We start from the raw sequence: 15,418 nt of genomic DNA, 5'->3' as shown, positions 1-15,418 counted from the left end.
AGATGATGATGCTGACCGTGGGACCGCCTCCGCTGCCGCCGCTCGGGCCGCCGTGGACGATACGGCGTGTCTCGCCCGAGGACGGCGACGCCCGGCTGGTGTGGCGCTGGATGAACGAGCCGCACGTGGCGACCGCCTGGGACCAGGCGTGGACCCTGGACAAATGGACGGCCGAGCTGACGGCCCAGCTCTCCGGCGACCACTCGCTGCCCTGCGTGGCCGCCCACGAGGGCCGGGACGTGGCCTACCTGGAGATCTACCGCGTACGACGCGACCGCCTGGCCGCCCTGTACACCTCCGAGCCCAGTGACCTGGGCGTGCACATCGCCGTCGGGGAGGCCGGCGACACGGGCCGGGGGCTGGGCTCGCTGCTGCTGCGCGCGGTCGCCGACGGCCTGCTCGCCGCCGACCCGGCCTGCGCGCGGGTGGTGGCCGAGCCGAACGTGCTCAACCTGGCCTCGGTCAGGGCGTTCGGCAAGGCCGGGTTCCGGCGGGCCGGCGAGGTGGCGTTCCCGCACAAGACGGCGGCGCTGATGGTCCGGCCGCGCCCCGGACACGGACTGACGGGAGCACAGGGATGAACGACCCCCGCAGCTGCGACGTCGTGGGGATCGGGTTCGGCCCGTCGAACCTGGGCCTCGCCGTGGCGCTGGACGAGCACAACCGCGGCGGCGGGCGGCTGGCCGGCGTCTTCTTCGAACGGCAGGAGGAGTTCACCTGGCACCGGGACATGCTCATCGAGGGCGCGACCGTCCAGGTGTCGTTCCTGAAGGACCTCGTCACCCTGCGCAGGCCCACCAGCGAGTACAGCTTCCTGGCGTACCTGCACGCCAAGGAGCGGCTGATCGACTTCGTCAACCACAAGAACCTGTTCCCCTCGCGCATCGAGTTCAACGACTACCTGCGGTGGGTCGCGGGCCACTTCGCGCACCTGGTGGACTACTCCTGCACGGTCGTCGGCGTCCGGCCGGTCCGGCACGGCGGGCGCGTCGAGGCGATGGACGTGACGGTCCGCAGGGGCGGGCCGCAGGGGCGGCTGGAGGTGCGACGGGCCCGCAACATCGTGCTCGGCACCGGCCTGCGCCCGGCCCTGCCCCCGGGCACGCCGGTCTCGGCGCGCGTCTGGCACAGCGACGAGCTGCTGACCAGGATCTCCCGGCTCCAGGGCCCGCCGCCGCGCCGGATCGTCGTCGTCGGGGCCGGGCAGAGCGCCGCCGAGGTGGTGGAGTACGCCCACCGCACGTTCACCGACGCCGAGGTGTGCGCCGTGTTCGCCCGGTACGGCTACAGCCCGGCCGACGACAGCCCGTTCGCCAACCGCGTCTTCGACCCCGAGGCCGTGGACCTGCACTACGCGGCGGGCGAGGACGTCCGGCGGATGATGTCCGACTACCACCGCAACACCAACTACTCGGTGGTGGACACGGACCTGATCGACGAGCTGTACCGGCGTTTCTACCAGGAGAAGGTCAGCGGCCGGCGGCGGCTGCGCATCCTCAACCTGTCCAGGGTCGTGGAGGTGCTCGACACCGGCGACGGCGTGCGCGTCGTCGTCGAGTCGCTGCCGTCGGCCGAGCTCGACGTGCTGGACGCCGACCTGGTCGTCCTGGCCACCGGCTACCGCGAGAGCGACGTCTTCGGCCTGCTGGGCGAGATGGGCGAGCACTGCCTGCGGGACCAGCGCGGCAGGCCCAGGGTCACCCGCGACTACCGCGTCGAGACGGCCGACGACGTGGAGTGCGGCATCTACCTCCAGGGCCCGACCGAGCACACGCACGGCATCAGCTCGGGGCTGCTGTCCAACATCGCCGTACGCTCCGGCGAGATCCTGCACTCGATCGCCGTACGGTCCGGCCAGAGCCCGCGCCCGGCCCCGGCGAGCCGGAACGGGTCGGCCGCCCAGGCCCCTACGGCCGCGCTGGCCGCCGCCGGGGGCCGCCGGGACGGCGCCGGGCCGTGGGAGCCGGGAGAGGAGGCATGAGCTTCGGGATCGTCGCCTTCGGCCAGGCCCTGGGCGAGCCGGTGCCGGTGTCGGCGCTCATGGACGGGCACCCGGGCGACGCGCGGACGGTCCGCGGCTGGGGGTACCGCGCCTTCCACCGGGCCGCGCCGGACGTCGGCCTGACGGACCTGGCCGTACGGGCGGGCGGCGAGGCGCTGGACCGGGCCGGGGTCGCGCCCGGTGAGCTCGACCTCGTCGTCCTGGCCGCCGCCGACCTGGCCGAGTACCTGTACTGGGACGCGGCCGCGGCGGTGCAGGCCAGGCTGGGCGCGCACCGGGCGGAGGCGCTGCTGGTCAACCAGGCGTGCGGCGGCGGCGTCACGGCGTTCGACACGGTCGCGGGCCGCTTCGCCACCCACGAGTCGCACGCCACCGCGTTGATCATCGGCGCCAACCGGGTGTGCGAGGAGTACTGCGACCGCCTGTCGGTCAACACCTGCGTCAACGGTGACGGCGCCGCCGCCGCGCTGGTCCGCCGCGGAGCCGGGAGCTGCCGGTGGCTGGTCACCGAGACGCTCACCGACGGCCGCTACGCCGACTTCTACCGGCTGGACGCCGGCGGCTCGGCCAGGCCGTTCACCCCGGCCATGGCCGTGCCCGCCAGGATCGCCGCGCCCGCCGACCGGCTGCAGGAGTTCTTCGCCGGCGACATCATGGCCATGTTCGACTTCGCCCGCACGACCCTGGCCCGCAACCGCGAGGTGCTGGAACGGGCGTGCGCGCGGGCGGGCGTGACGACCGGCTCGATCGCCCGGATCGTCCACCTGCACGACAACCTCCCGGCCTTCACGGACCTGGCCGGCGAGCTCGGCGTGCCGATCGGGCGGACGAACGCGGACCTGGCGATGGCGCACGGGCACCTCGGCTGCGCCGACCAGATCTTCGGGCTCGGCCGGCTGGTCGAGACCGGCGAGCTGGCCCCCGGCGACCTGGTGGCGCTGACGAGTGTGAGCAGCGGCATGCACTGGACGTGCACGCTGCTGCGGGTCTGAAGGAGCCCTTCATGGATGCCGACGATCTGCTGGACCGGCTGAGCGCGCTCGCCCTGCCGGGGGCCGCCGCCGACCCCACGCTGCCCGCGGCGCTCGACGACGAGACCCTTGACGTGCCCGTCCTGGTCGAGGCCGGGCTGCGGCTGGCGGACGTGCCGGGCGCCCTGCTGCTGCCGGCCGGGCGGCCGCTGCGGGTCGCGATCGCCGCGACGTTCACCGCCGAGGCCGTCGCGCCGCTGCTGCGCGTGCTGCTGCTGCGCGCGGGCATCGCGCCCGAGCTGTACGTGTGCCCCTTCGGGCAGGCCGAGGCCCAGCTCGCCGATCCCGGCTCCGACCTGGCCGCGTTCGGCCCGGACGTGACGCTGCTCCTGCTGCACGACGAGGCGCTGCTGCCGGACGACCGCGACCCGGCCACCCTGCGCGCGGCCCTCGGCGAACGGCTGGCGGCGCTGCGCCGGGCCGTGGACGGCTTCGCCGGCCGTACGTGGGGCTCGGTGCTGCTGCACACGGTGCCGTTGTCGCGGCCGGAGCAGCGGGCGGTGATCTCCTTCCGGGACAGGGCGGCGCTCGGCCGGATCTGGCGGGAGCTCAACTGCGAGCTGCTGGAGCTGGCCGAACGGCCCGGCCCGGTCCACGTGGTGGACCTGGAGTCGCTGCTCACGGACCATCCCGGCGGGCTGCGCGACGAACGCCTGCACCGGTTCGCGAGCATGGCCTGGTCGGCGGGCGTGGAACTGCTGTACGCGCGGGAGGCCGCGACGTTCTGCCGGGCGGTCGCCGGGTTGTCGCGCAAGGTCCTCGTCCTCGACCTGGACGGCACGTTGTGGGGCGGCGTGGTCGGCGACGACGGCCTGACCGGGATCGAGCTGGGCCCGCTCTACCCCGGCAACGCGTACGTCGAGGTGCAGCGCCGGGTCAAGGACCTGCGGCGGCAGGGGGTGCTGCTCGCGGTGTCGAGCAAGAACGAGCCGGAGATCGTGGACCGGGTGTTCGGCGAGCATCCCGGCATGTTGGTGCGGGCGGAGGACTTCGTGGCGCGCGCGACCGGCTGGCAGCCGAAGAGCGACCAGCTCCGCCACCTCGCCGGGAGCCTCGGGCTGGGGCTGGACTCGTTCGTGTTCGCCGACGACAGCCGGTTCGAGTGCGCGCAGGTGCGGCACGCGCTGCCCGAGGTCGCGGTGGTGCACCTGCGCGGCGACCCGGCCGGTCACGTGCGCGGGCTGCTCGACCCCGACCACTTCGCCGTCCTCGCGACCACCGAGGCCGACCGGGACCGTACCGGGCTGTACCGGGCCCGGTACGACCGGGAGCGCGAGGCGGAGTCGTTCACCTCGGCGGAGGAGTATCTGCGCAGCCTGGGGCTCCGCGTCACCGTGCGGGAGGCCGACGACTACATGGTGCCGCGCCTGGTGCAGCTCGCCTCCCGTACCAACCAGTTCGCGATGGTCAAGGGCGCGCACTCCGAGGCCGAGACCGGGGCGTTCGCCCGTTCGGCCGACCGGGTCCTGCTCGGGTTCGAGGTGGCGGACCGGTTCGGCGCCGAGGGCGTGGTGGGAGGCGTCTGGATCTCCCGGCGGCCGGGGCACTGGCTGATCGAGAACTTCGTGATGAGCTGCCGCGTCTTCTCGCGCGGGGTGGAGCACGCGGTCCTGCAGAGCGTGATCGACCGGGCGCTGGCGGACGGCGCCGCCCGCCTGGACGCCCGTCTCGTGCCCAGCTCCCGCAACCGCCCGGGAGCCGCCTTCTACCCCTCCGCCGGTTTCGCCCCGGCCGCCGGCGACCGGCTCACGCTGCCGCTCGTCCCCCGCCCCGACCTGCGGCCCGACTGGATCGACCTCGACGAGGAGAGTGCCCGTGCCTGAACCGCTGGACGACCTCACGCGGCTCATCGCCCAGACCACCCGCGAGCGGGGCCTGCCCATCACCGGCGAGTCGCGCTTCGAGGGGCTCGGCAACTGGAGCAGCCTGGCCGCGCTCCGGCTGCTCACCCTGATCGAGCAGCGCTGGGGGGTGACGTTCGACCTGCGCGCCTACCTCGCCATCGAGACGGTGGGCGACCTGGCCGAGGCCATCAAGGCGGCCGAGCGGGCGAACCGGCCGGCGCCGGGCGCTCCCGTCCCTTGACGGTGACCGGCGTGGTCGCCGGCGCGTCCGGTCACACCCGCAGCGGGCGCAGCGCGGAGGCCCAGGCGAGGACCTGGTCGAGGACGAGGTTCAGCCGGTCCTCGTGGGCGGCGGCGGGCTTGAAGCCGTCCGCGAAGTCGGCCTGGAGCGAGAACCCGACCTGCTGGGACACGGTGGCCACGCTGAGCAGGCCGAGGACGTGCCGCAGGTGCGAGATCGCCCGGGGCGCGCCGTCCACGCCGTAGCCGACGAACCCGGCCACCTTGTTGGTCCATTCCGCGTACAGGTAGTCGAGGGCGTTCTTGAGCGAGCCGGGGTAGGAGTTGTTGTACTCCGGCGTCACGATGACGAACGCGTCCAGCGACGAGACCGTGGCCGACCAGCGCTTGGTGTGCTCGTGCTGGTAATTGCCCATGGCGGGGTGCTCGGGCTCGTCGAGGTTGCCCAGGTCGTAGTCCTTCAGGTCGACGAGCTCGTACTCGGCGTCGCCCCGCTTGACCGCCAGGTCGCGCACCCAGTGCGCCACCGCCTCGCCGTTGCGCCCCGGACGAGTGCTGCCCAGGATGATGCCAACCTTCAGCATGTCGATCTCCCTCAGTCGGTTACGAGAACCACCGTAGGGAGGCCGGTCGAGATACTGAATGCGCTGCTGTCCACCATTTATGCTTCAGCGTCTAAGGTCTTAGACTGGCCGCCATGGATGTGCTGAGCGACGTGATGGCGTTCATGCGGTGCGGGCGTCCGGTCTCGGTCCGCGTCTCGTTCTGTGCTCCCTGGGGGGTGGCGTTCCGCTCGGCGCCCGGGTCCGCCGGGTTCCAGGTGGTGTTGCGCGGGTCGTGCTGGCTCCTCCCGCCGGATGGGGAGCCCGTTCCGCTGAGCGTGGGCGATCTGGTGTTCCTGCCCCACGGCGACCGCTACGGGCTGGCCGACGACCCCGCGCGGCCGCTGGCCGAGTCGGACTGCGCGCCGCATTCGGAGTTGTTCGCCTCGGCCGGCCACGGCGGCGGCGGGGCCGAGACCGTGATCCTGTCCTGCGGCTACCGGCTCGACCTCGACCGGACGCACCCGATCCTGAGCGCGCTGCCCGGCGTGATCCACCTGCCCGCCACGCTCGGCACCCATCCGGAGCTGCGGGCCGCCGTCGAGCTGCTGGCCGCCGAGATCGACAACCCGCGCCCCGGCACGGACACCGTCGTGTCGGCCCTGCTCGACATGTTGCAGCTCTACGTCCTGCGGGCCTACTTCGAGACCCAGGACGAGCCCTGCACGGTGTCGGGCTGGGCCGCCGCGCTGGCCGATCCCGTCGTCGGCCGTGCGCTCGACGCCATCCACCGCGACCCGGCCCGCCGCTGGACGGTCGAGTCGCTCGGCGTCCACGCGGGCATGTCGCGCGCCGGGTTCGCCCGCCGCTTCACGGGCCTGGTCGGGCAACCACCGCTGGCGTACCTGACCTGGTGGCGGCTGATGAGCGCGGCCCGCCTGCTGCGCGAGTCCGACGCCTCGGTGGCGCAGGTGGCCGAGCGGGTCGGGTACGCCTCGGAGTTCGCCTTCGGCAACGCCTTCAAACGCGAGTTCGGCGTGGCGCCGGGCCGCTACCGCCGCCAGGCCGCGGCCGCCTGAGCCCCGGCGGCGGTTGCGCAGGTCAGGGCCCCCAGCGGTCCTGGGCGGACTGGCGGCGTATCCCGGCGGCTTCGCCGATCTGGGTCCACGAGCGGCCGTCTTCACGAGCCGCGTGCACGGCGGCGTCCAGGTGACCTCGCGCACGGCGTACGGCCTCGGCCGCCTGGCGGACCGCGACGAGGGTGGGCGGGTCGAGGTGGGTCTCCCACTCGGCGCGTATGGCGACGGCGACGTCGTCCGGCGCGTCGCCGAACAGCAGGCCCTCGGTCAGGGCGTAGATGCGCCGGGCCGCGAAGTCGTGGCGGGCCTTGGCGACCCGTTCCCACAGCGGCCCCTGCCAGCCGCAGGCGCAGTGGCCGCGCCAGCCGATCGCGGTCCGGCCGTCCACGACGTCACCGCGGTCGAAGCCGATGCGGCCGTCCGATCCGATCAGGTGCACTCTGACCCCGCCGTCGGCCGGCCCGGTGGAGACCCAACCGTCCGGGAAGACCGTGGCGCCCCAGCCTTCGTGCCGCCCGTCGTCGCCCTCCCACCTCATGGCCCGCCCCCCTCCGGAGATCGCCCGGACTCCCCGGGGACTCCATGGTGGCAGGCGATCCCGGCCCTTGCGAGAGCCCGCGAATTACGGCGTCGACCTGGAGGAATATCGGACTCCTCCGCGATCGTCCGCCCGGGCCGGCGACGCTCAGAAGCGGTAGCGGAGAACGCGTGCTCCCTGCCGCGACACGGCGGTGCTGAGCGCGGTGAGACGGGTCAGCGCGCGCAGCGGCTGCGGGAACCGGGCGACTTCCGGCGCGCGGGTGAGCAGCCGCTCCTCGACCAGTTCGAGCCCCGCGCCCCAGGACTCCGGCTCGCGGGCGTCGTCGAAGCCCTGGGCCGCCCTGATGCCGAGCGCCCTGATCGTCGGGTGGTACTTCATCGCCCAGGCGGCGAAGCGGGTGTAACCGTTGATCGCGAACTCGCCCGAGGGGAAATGCCGGGTCAGCTCGCGGGTCATCGCCTGGAAGGAGTCGCCGGGCATGAACGGGAGCAGCCCTTCTGCGACGATGACGGCCGGCCGGTCGTCGGGGACGCCCGCGAGCCAGCCGGACCCGGTCAGGTCGGCGCCGACCAGGTGCGAACGGCCGGGCAACTGCTCGGACCGCACCTGCACCACGTCGGGGAAGTCGACGTCGTACCAGTCGACGTCCGGCGGCGGGTCGCAGCGCCGCATCCTGGTGTCCAGGCCGCAGCCCAGGTCGAGCACCACGCAGCCGGGATGGGCGGCGACGAAGGCGCGTACGACGTCGTCGAGCATCCTGGCGCGCAGCGCGGTGGAGACGACGAGGCTGGGTTTGACCTTCAACCTGCCGAAGTCGTAGTCGATCCGGCCGGCCAGCTCGGCGGAGAGCCCGTCGCCGAGGATCGGGCCGGGCAGCCCGGCGTCGAGGGCTCTGGCGTACAGGGTGAGCAGCAGTGTCTCCTGGACCAGCCCGAGTCGGGGTCGCCAGCGGTGCATGGGGTTTCCTTAACGGCGTAGCGGATGGCGGGCCGCGAGGTTCTGCAGCCACGTCAGGGAGTCGTGGGCGGCCTTGATGCGTTCGGCGCGGTGTCCCTCGCCGCCGACGATGCCGAGCCCCTCGTCGGCGATCTCGCCGAACGCGCTCAGGCCGTCGAGCTTGCGCTGGATGACCTTCTGCCACGCGTCGTCCTCGATGCGGTAGTAGGAGGTGCGGTCAGCGGGCCTGCGTACCTTCTTGACCAGGCCGATGGCGGTGAGGAAACGCATGTTCGAGGTGAGCGAGGCCCGGCTGGCCGAGATCGCGTCGGCGATCTGGCCGGCGGACTGCTCGGCGGGATCGCAGATCATGAGCCAGCCGAGGATGCGGCCGGTGATGGGCGGCAGCCCCCACTCCTCGACGCAGAAGGCGGTCACCCGCTCCACCCATCGAAGCAACCGGTCCTGCTGTTCCTCGCCGCTCATGTCGCGTGCTCCTTCGTCGATCGTGTGCCGGCTCACTGTGTCATGGCGGCGACCGTTTCGTAGGCGGGGACCGGGGTGACCGCGGCGAGCGGGGTCCTGCGCAGGTGGAGGTCGAACCAGTCGACCGCGAGCGTCATCGCCTCGTCCAGGCCGGGGCCGGTGTAGAGGCCGAGCACGTCGTACGGCAGCACCTCCAGCCGCTTGGGCTCCCCCGCCCGGTCGAAGGCGCTCTGCGCCTCCTCAAGGATGTGGTACGGATCCCAGCCGCCGTTGGCGATCATCAGTAGCGGTGTCGGCGCGAGCCGGTGGATGAGATTCGCCGGCGCGAAGGTGAGCAGGTGCTCGACCGAGTCGAGGGTCTTCTCGTTGCGGTAGGTGGGGAACAGCCGGGTGGACATGTCCGGCGCGTCCTTGACGCTGTCGTGGTCCAGCGTCAGGTGCGGCACGCGCGCGCTCTGCCCGCCCTCGTAACGCCGCTGCCAGTCCTGCCGCAGCTCGTCGCGCAGCGCGTGCACGCCGGCGCGGCCCATGAGGCGTTCCAGGTAGCGCCACCCGTTCCACACGCTGGGGCTCTGGACCACGACGCACGAGATGCGCCGGTCGAGCACGGCGAACCCGGCCCGCACGAAGTACGGCGCGAAGACCGCCAGCGCCTCCTTGACCATCACGCCGCTGTGCCCCAGCACCAGCCCGGGAACGGGTTCCCGGGTCGGCGGCAGGTACAGATCGCCCGCACAGCGCGTGCCGAGGCTGTTGAACGTCACGTGTTCCATGTGTTTCCGCCTCCTTGCAGCTAGTCATTTCAATCATGACTGAAACAACTAGCAACGTCAATCGACGTAAGGCGTTCCGCACCACGGCCGCACGGATCCCGCCGGGCCCGTACGGCCCCTCAAAGGGGATAATCCGGACCATGGGACAGACCTACGACCGGATCGACGGCCGGTTGCGTGCCTTCATCGAGGCTCAGCCCGTCTTCTTCACCGCGACGGCTCCCCTGGCCGGCGACGGCACGGTCAACCTCTCACCGAAGGGGCTGAAGGGCTCGTTCGCCGTCCTGGACGAGCTCACCGTGGCCTACCTCGACTTCGCCGGCAGCAACGCCGAGACGATCGCCCACCTGCGCGAGAACGGCCGCATCACGCTCATGTGGTGCGCCTTCGACGGCCCGCCGAACATCGTGCGCGTGCACGGCCACGGAGAGCCGGTCTTCCGCGACGACCCGCGCCGGCCCGGCCTGATGCGACACTTCCCGGACCTCGACCCGGCCCCCCACGGCCTGCGCGCGATCATCGTCGTGACGGCCACGCTGATCCGCGACACCTGCGGGTACGCCGTCCCGTTCATGACCTACGACGCCGACCGCCCGCTGCACGGCTCGCGCTTCGCCCGGGAGAACGACGAGTCGCTCGACGCCTACTTCCACAAGAAGGAGCACATCGCGACCAGCATCGACGGCCTGCCGGGCCTGCCCCTCCCGCTGCCGCCGCTCCCCCGCGACGCCTGAGCGGGCGGCGGGGTACGGACCAGGCCGCCCGCGCTCCCGCCGCCGGGCGCTGTCAGATGACGGCGAGCGCCTTGGCGATGTTCCACTCGGCCAGGTCCAGCATCCAGCGGCGGCCGGGGAAGTCGGTGTCCGCGATCCGCAGCGGGCCCTCGATCAGCGAGAGCACCTGCGCGTACCGGTAGAGCTCCAACCGGCAGGGGTCGAGATCGACCGGGCGCAGCGCCGGGTACGCGTCCTCGAAACGCATCCGCAGCCAGGCGTGCTCCCATTCGACGTCGAAGTACGTCAGGCCCTCGAAGTCGATCAGTACGGGTTCGCCCGAGGGCGTGACGAGCACGTGGTCAGGTCCGAGTTCGCCGTGCACCAGCCCGTACCGCTCGCGGGGCGCGACCGCGTCGCGGAGGTGGCGTACGTGGGCGGCGATCCGGTCACGCGCCCGGCCCAGCCGGGGGTCGCGGGCCGCCCCGGCGTCGAGGTGGACGAGCGCCCGGTCCATGACGACGTCCTCGGCGCGCCGAGTCCGGGCGACCACGCCGCGGGCGACGTCGGCGACCCTGCCGTGGTCCGGGCCGGACGTGGTGTGCATGCGGCGCAGGGCGTCGCCGAGCGTGGCCAGGGGCAGGGCGGCGGCGGCCGGGTCGCGTTCCATCAGCGCCTCCAGGGTCGTGGCGCCCGCGTCCTCGACCAGCGCGAGGGCGGCGCCGAGGTGGCGGCCGTCGCGGTCGAGCGTCAACAGCCGCGGCACCCGTACGCCCGCCGCGGTCAGGGCCGCGTGCCCGGCGGCGAACAGGTCCGCGCCCGAGGCGTCGGTGAACGGGTCGTCCTCGACGGCCGGGGACGGCGGCCAGTAGTTCTCGGCGGTCGCCCACAGGTAGAGGATCACGCTGGTCGCGTCGTCCAGGCGCAGCCGGTAGACGCCCTTCTTGCTGCCGCCGGTCAGCCGGTCCAGCGCGGTCAGCCGCCGGTCGGCGCCGAACTGCCCGGCCACCAGGTCGTGCACGTCGTCCGGGGTCAGGAACGCCCTCGTCATGATCACCTTTCGTCGAACCGGCCGACCATGTTGCCCCAGCCGCCGATCCACCGCAATCCCGGCGGACCGGCCCCCTCCGGGAGGTGGAGATAACTACAGGGAGAGTGGAGGGTCATCCGCAATGGCGGGCGCCGCGCGGTCGGCGAGGCTCCTGTGCATGGCAAACACATACTTCGTCACGGGTTGGCGGAAATACGGCTGGCTGGCGGCGGGCATCGCGTTCGGGCTCTTCGGCACGAACAGCGAATGGGCGGTCCCGGTCGCCGGTTGGCTGTTCTCCATCGGTCTGATGCGGTTCACCCGGAGCTCAGGGGTGCTGGCCGGGCTCGCGTGCGTCGGCCTGTCGGCGACGGCGACGACAGTCGTCTACGTCGCCGCGGCGGGTCAGCTCGGCGTCCCGCCCATCCTGCTCGGCTGTCTGCTGCTGAGCCTGATCCTGAGCCTCCCGCTGCTGGCCGACCGGCTGCTCTTCCGGCGGCTCGGCCCATTGCTTGGCACGCTGGTCTTCCCGGCGGCGCGGGTGACGGTCGAGTTCCTGGTGGCGGCGATCAGCCCGCTCGGCACGATCTTCGGGCCGCTCGCCGCGACACAGTCGGCGAACCTGCCACTCCTCCAGACGGTGTCCGTCACCGGCATCTACGGGATCAGCTTCCTGATGGCGTGGACCGCCCCCGTCGTCAACCTCGCGCTGGAACACCGGCTGAACCGGCCCCCGATCCGGACCGTCACGCTCGCGTACGCGTCGGTGCTCGTTCTCGTCCTGGCCGGGGGCGGTCTGCGGCTGGCGGTGGCGCCGGCGGCGCCGGAGCTCGTACGCGTCGCCGGGATCAGCGCGTCGCTCGCGGCCGAGAAACGTATGCGGGAGATCGACAACTTCCACACGCCGCGGGTGCTGCCGGAGCAGAAGCCGACGCTGCGCGAGGCGTACGCGGTGCTCAACGACGACCTGTTCGCCCACAGCCGGACCGAGGCGGACGGCGGCGCGAAGATCGTGGCGTGGGCGGAGACCGCGGCGGTCGTGCTCGGCGAGGACCTTCCCGGCTTCCTGCGCGAGGCGCAGAACCTGGCCAAGGAGAAGCGCATATATCTGGACATGGGGATCGCGGTCATCCTCGACGGGGAGCCGCGCTCGCGCGACATCGCCGTACTCGTGACCCCCGCCGGCCAGGTGGCGTCTGTCTTCGACAAGGCGCATCCCGTGCCCGGCATGGAGAGCCTGCGGCCGGGCGACGGGGTCGTGCCGGTGACCGCGACGCCGTACGGCAGGCTGGCCAACGTCATCTGCTTCGACGCCGACTTCCCCGGCACGTTGCGCACCCGGGCCGACGTCATGTTCGTCCCGGCCAACGACTGGAAGGGCATCGAGCGTACGCACGCGGCGAACGCGGTGTTCCGCGCCGTCGAGAACGGCTACACCCTCGTCCGGCCGACCAGCAACGGCCTCGCGATCACCGTCGACCCCTACGGCACGAGCCTGGCCAGGACGGACTACTTCGGCACCGACCGGCAGAGCATGGTCGTCTCCGTGCCGACCCGGGGCGTCCGGACGCTCTACGGCCTGGTCGGCGACCTGTTCGCCTGGCTCTGCCTGGCGGGCGTGGCCGGGCTGGGGGCACTGGCCGTGCTCCGGCGTACCGCACACCGGGGCTGACCATGGGATTTCCGAAGAAAGGTGCGATGATGCCACCGGCCCGGAACGGGAAGACGAGCACGACGGGGAGACGAGGGGTGAAGGCGAGACTCGCCACGCCGCTGCTGGCGCTGGCCATGATCGGCCTGTCCGTCGCCGGCGTCGGCGCGGCGCTGCTGGTGGTGATCAGCGCGGTGCCGATGGTGGCCGGGGTCGGAGGGCGGGTGTTCCCGCCTGCGGTGTCGCTGCTGCGCACGGTCGCGGACGCGGCCAGGCGGCTGGCGGGCCGCGCGGGTGTGGACGTCCCGCGCCCCTACGCCCCCCGGACGGACGCGCGGGCGCTGCTGCGGGAGAGCGCGACCTGGCGGGACGTGCTCTGGGGCTTCCTCGACCCGATCATGGGCACGTGGGCGTCCGCGCTGGCGCTCGGCATGCCCCTCTACGGCCTGTACGGCGTGGCGGTGCAGCCGTTCGTCTGGCAGGCCAACGCGCGGGCCGGCGGCGCCAACGCGTACGGCGTCATCCACGTGACCTCGACGGCCGCCGCGCTGGCGGCGATCCCGGTGGGGCTGGCGCTGATCGTGCTCGGCCTGTTCATCGGGCCCCTGCTGTTGCGCGTACGCGCCCGATGGGCCGGCGCGCTGCTCGGGCCGTCGCGTACGGCCGCGCTGGAGCAGCGGGTCGAGACGCTGGTCGAGACCCGCGCGGGCAGCGTCGACGCGCAGGCCGCCGAGCTGCGCCGGATCGAGCGCGACCTGCACGACGGCGCGCAGGCGCGCCTGGTCGCGCTCGGCATGGGCCTCGGCCACGCCGAGCGGCTGTTCGACGAGGACCCGGACGCGGCCCGCGCCCTGCTGGCCACCGCCCGCGAGTCCTCCTCGAAGGCCCTGGACGAGCTGCGCGACCTGGTACGCGGCGTGCACCCGCCGGTCCTGGCCGACCGTGGCCTCGCCGACGCGATCCGGGCCCTGGCACTGGACTGCCTGCTCGACGTCGAGGTGTCCTCCGACCTAACCGGACGGCCGGCGCCGCCGGTGGAGTCGGCCGTCTACTTCGCCGTCAACGAGCTACTGGCCAACACGAGCAAGCACGCCGGCGCCGCGCTGGTCCGGATCACCCTGCGCTACCGGAACGGCGTGCTGAGCTGCGACGTCGTCGACGACGGCGGCGGTGGCGTCGATCCGGCCGACGGCACCGGGCTGCGCGGCGTCCAGAGCCGGCTGGCCGTCTTCGACGGGACGATCACCGTCGACAGCCCGCCCGGCGGGCCCACCCGGGTGCATCTGGAGGTGCCGTGCGCGATCAGGTCCGAGTAGTCGTCGCCGAGGACCTGTTCCTCATCCGCGACGCGCTCGTCCGCATGCTCACCGAGGCCGGTTTCACGGTCGTGGCCGCCGTCGACAACGGGCCGTCCCTGCGCAAGGTGCTGGCCGAGGAGCGGCCCGACGTGGCGGTCGTCGACGTACGGCTGCCGCCGTCGTTCACGGACGAGGGGTTGCAGGCCGCGATCCAGGCGCGCCGCGACCGGCCCGGCTTCCCGGTGCTGGTCCTGTCGCAGTACGTCGAGCAGCTCTACGCCCGCGAGCTGCTGGCCGACGGCGCCGGGGCGGTCGGCTACCTGCTGAAGGACAGGGTGGCCAACACCAAGCAGTTCATCGACGCGGTCACCTCGGTGGCCCAGGGCGGCACGGCGATGGACGCGCAGGTCATCGCCAAGCTGCTGACCCGTGGGGACGCGCGGGGCCGTACCGCCGAGCTGAGCCCACGCGAGCGGGAGGTGCTGAGCCTGATCGCCGCCGGGCGGTCCAACACGGCGATCGGTCATCAGCTCGCGATCTCCGCCAGCGCGGTCAACAAGCACATCTCCAGCATCTTCGGCAAGCTCCACCTGCCCGAGTCCGAGGACGACAACCGGCGTGTCCTGGCCGTCCTCGCCTACCTCAACCGCTGACGGCCTCACATTCCGGGGGGCTGTCGCGTCGGTATCTGTGGAGGCGCCGGTCCCACGGCCGGGCGCCCCGTCATAACGGTCCAGATGCCAGGAGGGGCGACATGTCCACGACCCAGGAAGACCGCAACAAGGAGACGTACGACCGGTTCCGCGAGGCTGTCAACAGCGGTGATCTGGAGGTCATCACCAAGGCGATCGACGAGTTCATCCACCCGGACGGGCGGTTCCACACGCCCGAGGGGAACGGCATGACGGCCGTGCAGGTGCAGAAACGGGTGTGGGACGTCCTGCTGCGCGCGTTCCCCGACATCCACGTCGCGGTCGAGGACGTGCTCGCCACGGGAGACAAGATCGTCGTCCGGCAGACGGTCACCGGGACCAACACCGGAGAGTACCGGGGCAGGCCCGCGACCGGCAGGTCCGTCACGTACGGCGAGATCTTCATCGCCCGCTTCGCCGACGGCCGGATCACCGACCTGTGGGGGGTCGTCGACCTGTACTCCCAGCTCCAGCAGCTCGGGTTCACGGATCTCGCGGCCTGATCGGCAGGGCCGGGCGGGCGGGCCGGGCGGGGGGCACGGAACCGCCCGGCCCGGCGC

Annotated in this window: 17 protein-coding genes; 11 read left to right on the top strand and 6 right to left on the bottom strand. The window is 72.7% G+C overall.

Annotated features, from left to right (window positions below; all coding sequences use genetic code 11):
• The first annotated feature begins 2 nt into the window (after positions 1–2).
• From IEZ27_RS13775 to IEZ27_RS13755, 5 genes are read left to right on the top strand one after another with little or no spacing between them, the layout of a single operon-like run.
• A complete protein-coding gene (locus tag IEZ27_RS13775; protein ID WP_189647531.1) occupies positions 3–581 on the top strand; it encodes a GNAT family N-acetyltransferase in 579 nt (192 codons plus the stop codon).
• Complete coding sequence (locus IEZ27_RS13770; RefSeq protein ID WP_189647530.1) at positions 578–1,981, top strand: lysine N(6)-hydroxylase/L-ornithine N(5)-oxygenase family protein; 1,404 nt, start codon at positions 578–580, stop codon at positions 1,979–1,981. The genes IEZ27_RS13775 and IEZ27_RS13770 overlap by 4 nt, the downstream gene beginning before the upstream one ends.
• Positions 1,978–2,994: a 3-oxoacyl-ACP synthase III family protein gene (locus IEZ27_RS13765; RefSeq protein ID WP_189647529.1), complete on the top strand. Its 1,017-nt coding sequence runs from the start codon at positions 1,978–1,980 to the stop codon at positions 2,992–2,994. Before IEZ27_RS13770 ends, IEZ27_RS13765 begins: the two co-directional genes overlap by 4 nt.
• A gap of 11 nt (positions 2,995–3,005) precedes the next feature.
• On the top strand, positions 3,006–4,856 hold the full coding sequence (locus tag IEZ27_RS13760; protein WP_189647528.1) for an HAD-IIIC family phosphatase: 1,851 nt from the start codon (positions 3,006–3,008) through the stop codon (positions 4,854–4,856).
• Positions 4,849–5,118, top strand: coding sequence for an acyl carrier protein (locus IEZ27_RS13755; RefSeq protein WP_189647527.1), 270 nt, complete (start codon positions 4,849–4,851; stop codon positions 5,116–5,118). The genes IEZ27_RS13760 and IEZ27_RS13755 overlap by 8 nt, the downstream gene beginning before the upstream one ends.
• A 31-nt stretch (positions 5,119–5,149) precedes the next feature.
• Here the strand turns inward: IEZ27_RS13755 and IEZ27_RS13750 are convergent, their stop codons facing one another.
• Positions 5,150–5,701 carry an NADPH-dependent FMN reductase gene (locus IEZ27_RS13750; protein WP_189647526.1) on the bottom strand — a complete coding sequence of 184 codons (552 nt, stop codon included), beginning with the start codon at positions 5,699–5,701 and terminating at the stop codon, positions 5,150–5,152.
• A gap of 113 nt (positions 5,702–5,814) precedes the next feature.
• Between IEZ27_RS13750 and IEZ27_RS13745 the strand changes: the two genes are divergently transcribed.
• Entirely contained in the window at positions 5,815–6,738 is a 924-nt protein-coding gene (locus IEZ27_RS13745; RefSeq protein ID WP_189647525.1) for an AraC family transcriptional regulator, read from the top strand.
• A gap of 22 nt (positions 6,739–6,760) precedes the next feature.
• Here the strand turns inward: IEZ27_RS13745 and IEZ27_RS13740 are convergent, their stop codons facing one another.
• From IEZ27_RS13740 to IEZ27_RS13725, 4 genes are all read right to left on the bottom strand, one after another.
• Positions 6,761–7,276, bottom strand: a complete 516-nt coding sequence (locus IEZ27_RS13740) for an AsnC family protein (RefSeq protein ID WP_189647524.1) — start codon at positions 7,274–7,276, stop codon at positions 6,761–6,763.
• A 147-nt stretch (positions 7,277–7,423) separates the two neighbouring features.
• The gene (locus IEZ27_RS13735; protein WP_189647523.1) at positions 7,424–8,236 is read right to left on the bottom strand and encodes a class I SAM-dependent methyltransferase; all 813 of its coding nucleotides are present in this window, start codon (positions 8,234–8,236) and stop codon (positions 7,424–7,426) included.
• A gap of 9 nt (positions 8,237–8,245) precedes the next feature.
• The gene (locus IEZ27_RS13730) at positions 8,246–8,701 is read right to left on the bottom strand and encodes a GbsR/MarR family transcriptional regulator (RefSeq protein WP_125634119.1); all 456 of its coding nucleotides are present in this window, start codon (positions 8,699–8,701) and stop codon (positions 8,246–8,248) included.
• 32 nt (positions 8,702–8,733) lie between these two features.
• Positions 8,734–9,474: an alpha/beta hydrolase family protein gene (locus IEZ27_RS13725; protein WP_189647522.1), complete on the bottom strand. Its 741-nt coding sequence runs from the start codon at positions 9,472–9,474 to the stop codon at positions 8,734–8,736.
• Positions 9,475–9,614: 140 nt separating this feature from the next.
• Here IEZ27_RS13725 and IEZ27_RS13720 point away from each other — a divergent pair, with 140 nt between their 5' ends.
• Positions 9,615–10,208 carry a pyridoxamine 5'-phosphate oxidase family protein gene (locus tag IEZ27_RS13720; protein ID WP_189647521.1) on the top strand — a complete coding sequence of 198 codons (594 nt, stop codon included), beginning with the start codon at positions 9,615–9,617 and terminating at the stop codon, positions 10,206–10,208.
• 52 nt (positions 10,209–10,260) lie between these two features.
• Here IEZ27_RS13720 and IEZ27_RS13715 read toward each other — a convergent pair whose 3' ends face one another.
• Positions 10,261–11,238: a phosphotransferase family protein gene (locus IEZ27_RS13715; RefSeq protein WP_189647520.1), complete on the bottom strand. Its 978-nt coding sequence runs from the start codon at positions 11,236–11,238 to the stop codon at positions 10,261–10,263.
• 157 nt (positions 11,239–11,395) lie between these two features.
• On the opposite strand from IEZ27_RS13715, the gene IEZ27_RS13710 reads away from it, so the two are divergent.
• The 4 genes from IEZ27_RS13710 (at position 11,396) to IEZ27_RS13700 (ending at position 15,361) form a co-directional block, all read left to right on the top strand.
• The gene (locus IEZ27_RS13710; RefSeq protein ID WP_189647519.1) at positions 11,396–12,889 is read left to right on the top strand and encodes a nitrilase-related carbon-nitrogen hydrolase; all 1,494 of its coding nucleotides are present in this window, start codon (positions 11,396–11,398) and stop codon (positions 12,887–12,889) included.
• Between the two features lie 77 nt (positions 12,890–12,966).
• Complete coding sequence (locus IEZ27_RS53850; protein ID WP_229823959.1) at positions 12,967–14,184, top strand: sensor histidine kinase; 1,218 nt, start codon at positions 12,967–12,969, stop codon at positions 14,182–14,184.
• A 44-nt stretch (positions 14,185–14,228) separates the two neighbouring features.
• Entirely contained in the window at positions 14,229–14,819 is a 591-nt protein-coding gene (locus IEZ27_RS53845; RefSeq protein ID WP_229824012.1) for a LuxR C-terminal-related transcriptional regulator, read from the top strand.
• 101 nt (positions 14,820–14,920) lie between these two features.
• Positions 14,921–15,361, top strand: a complete 441-nt coding sequence (locus IEZ27_RS13700) for an ester cyclase (RefSeq protein WP_189647518.1) — start codon at positions 14,921–14,923, stop codon at positions 15,359–15,361.
• The last annotated feature ends 57 nt before the right edge of the window (positions 15,362–15,418 follow it).

The organism is Nonomuraea spiralis (assembly GCF_014648435.1).
GTDB classification, from domain to species: domain Bacteria; phylum Actinomycetota; class Actinomycetes; order Streptosporangiales; family Streptosporangiaceae; genus Nonomuraea; species Nonomuraea spiralis.
This window is presented reverse-complemented; position numbering and strand designations above follow the sequence as displayed.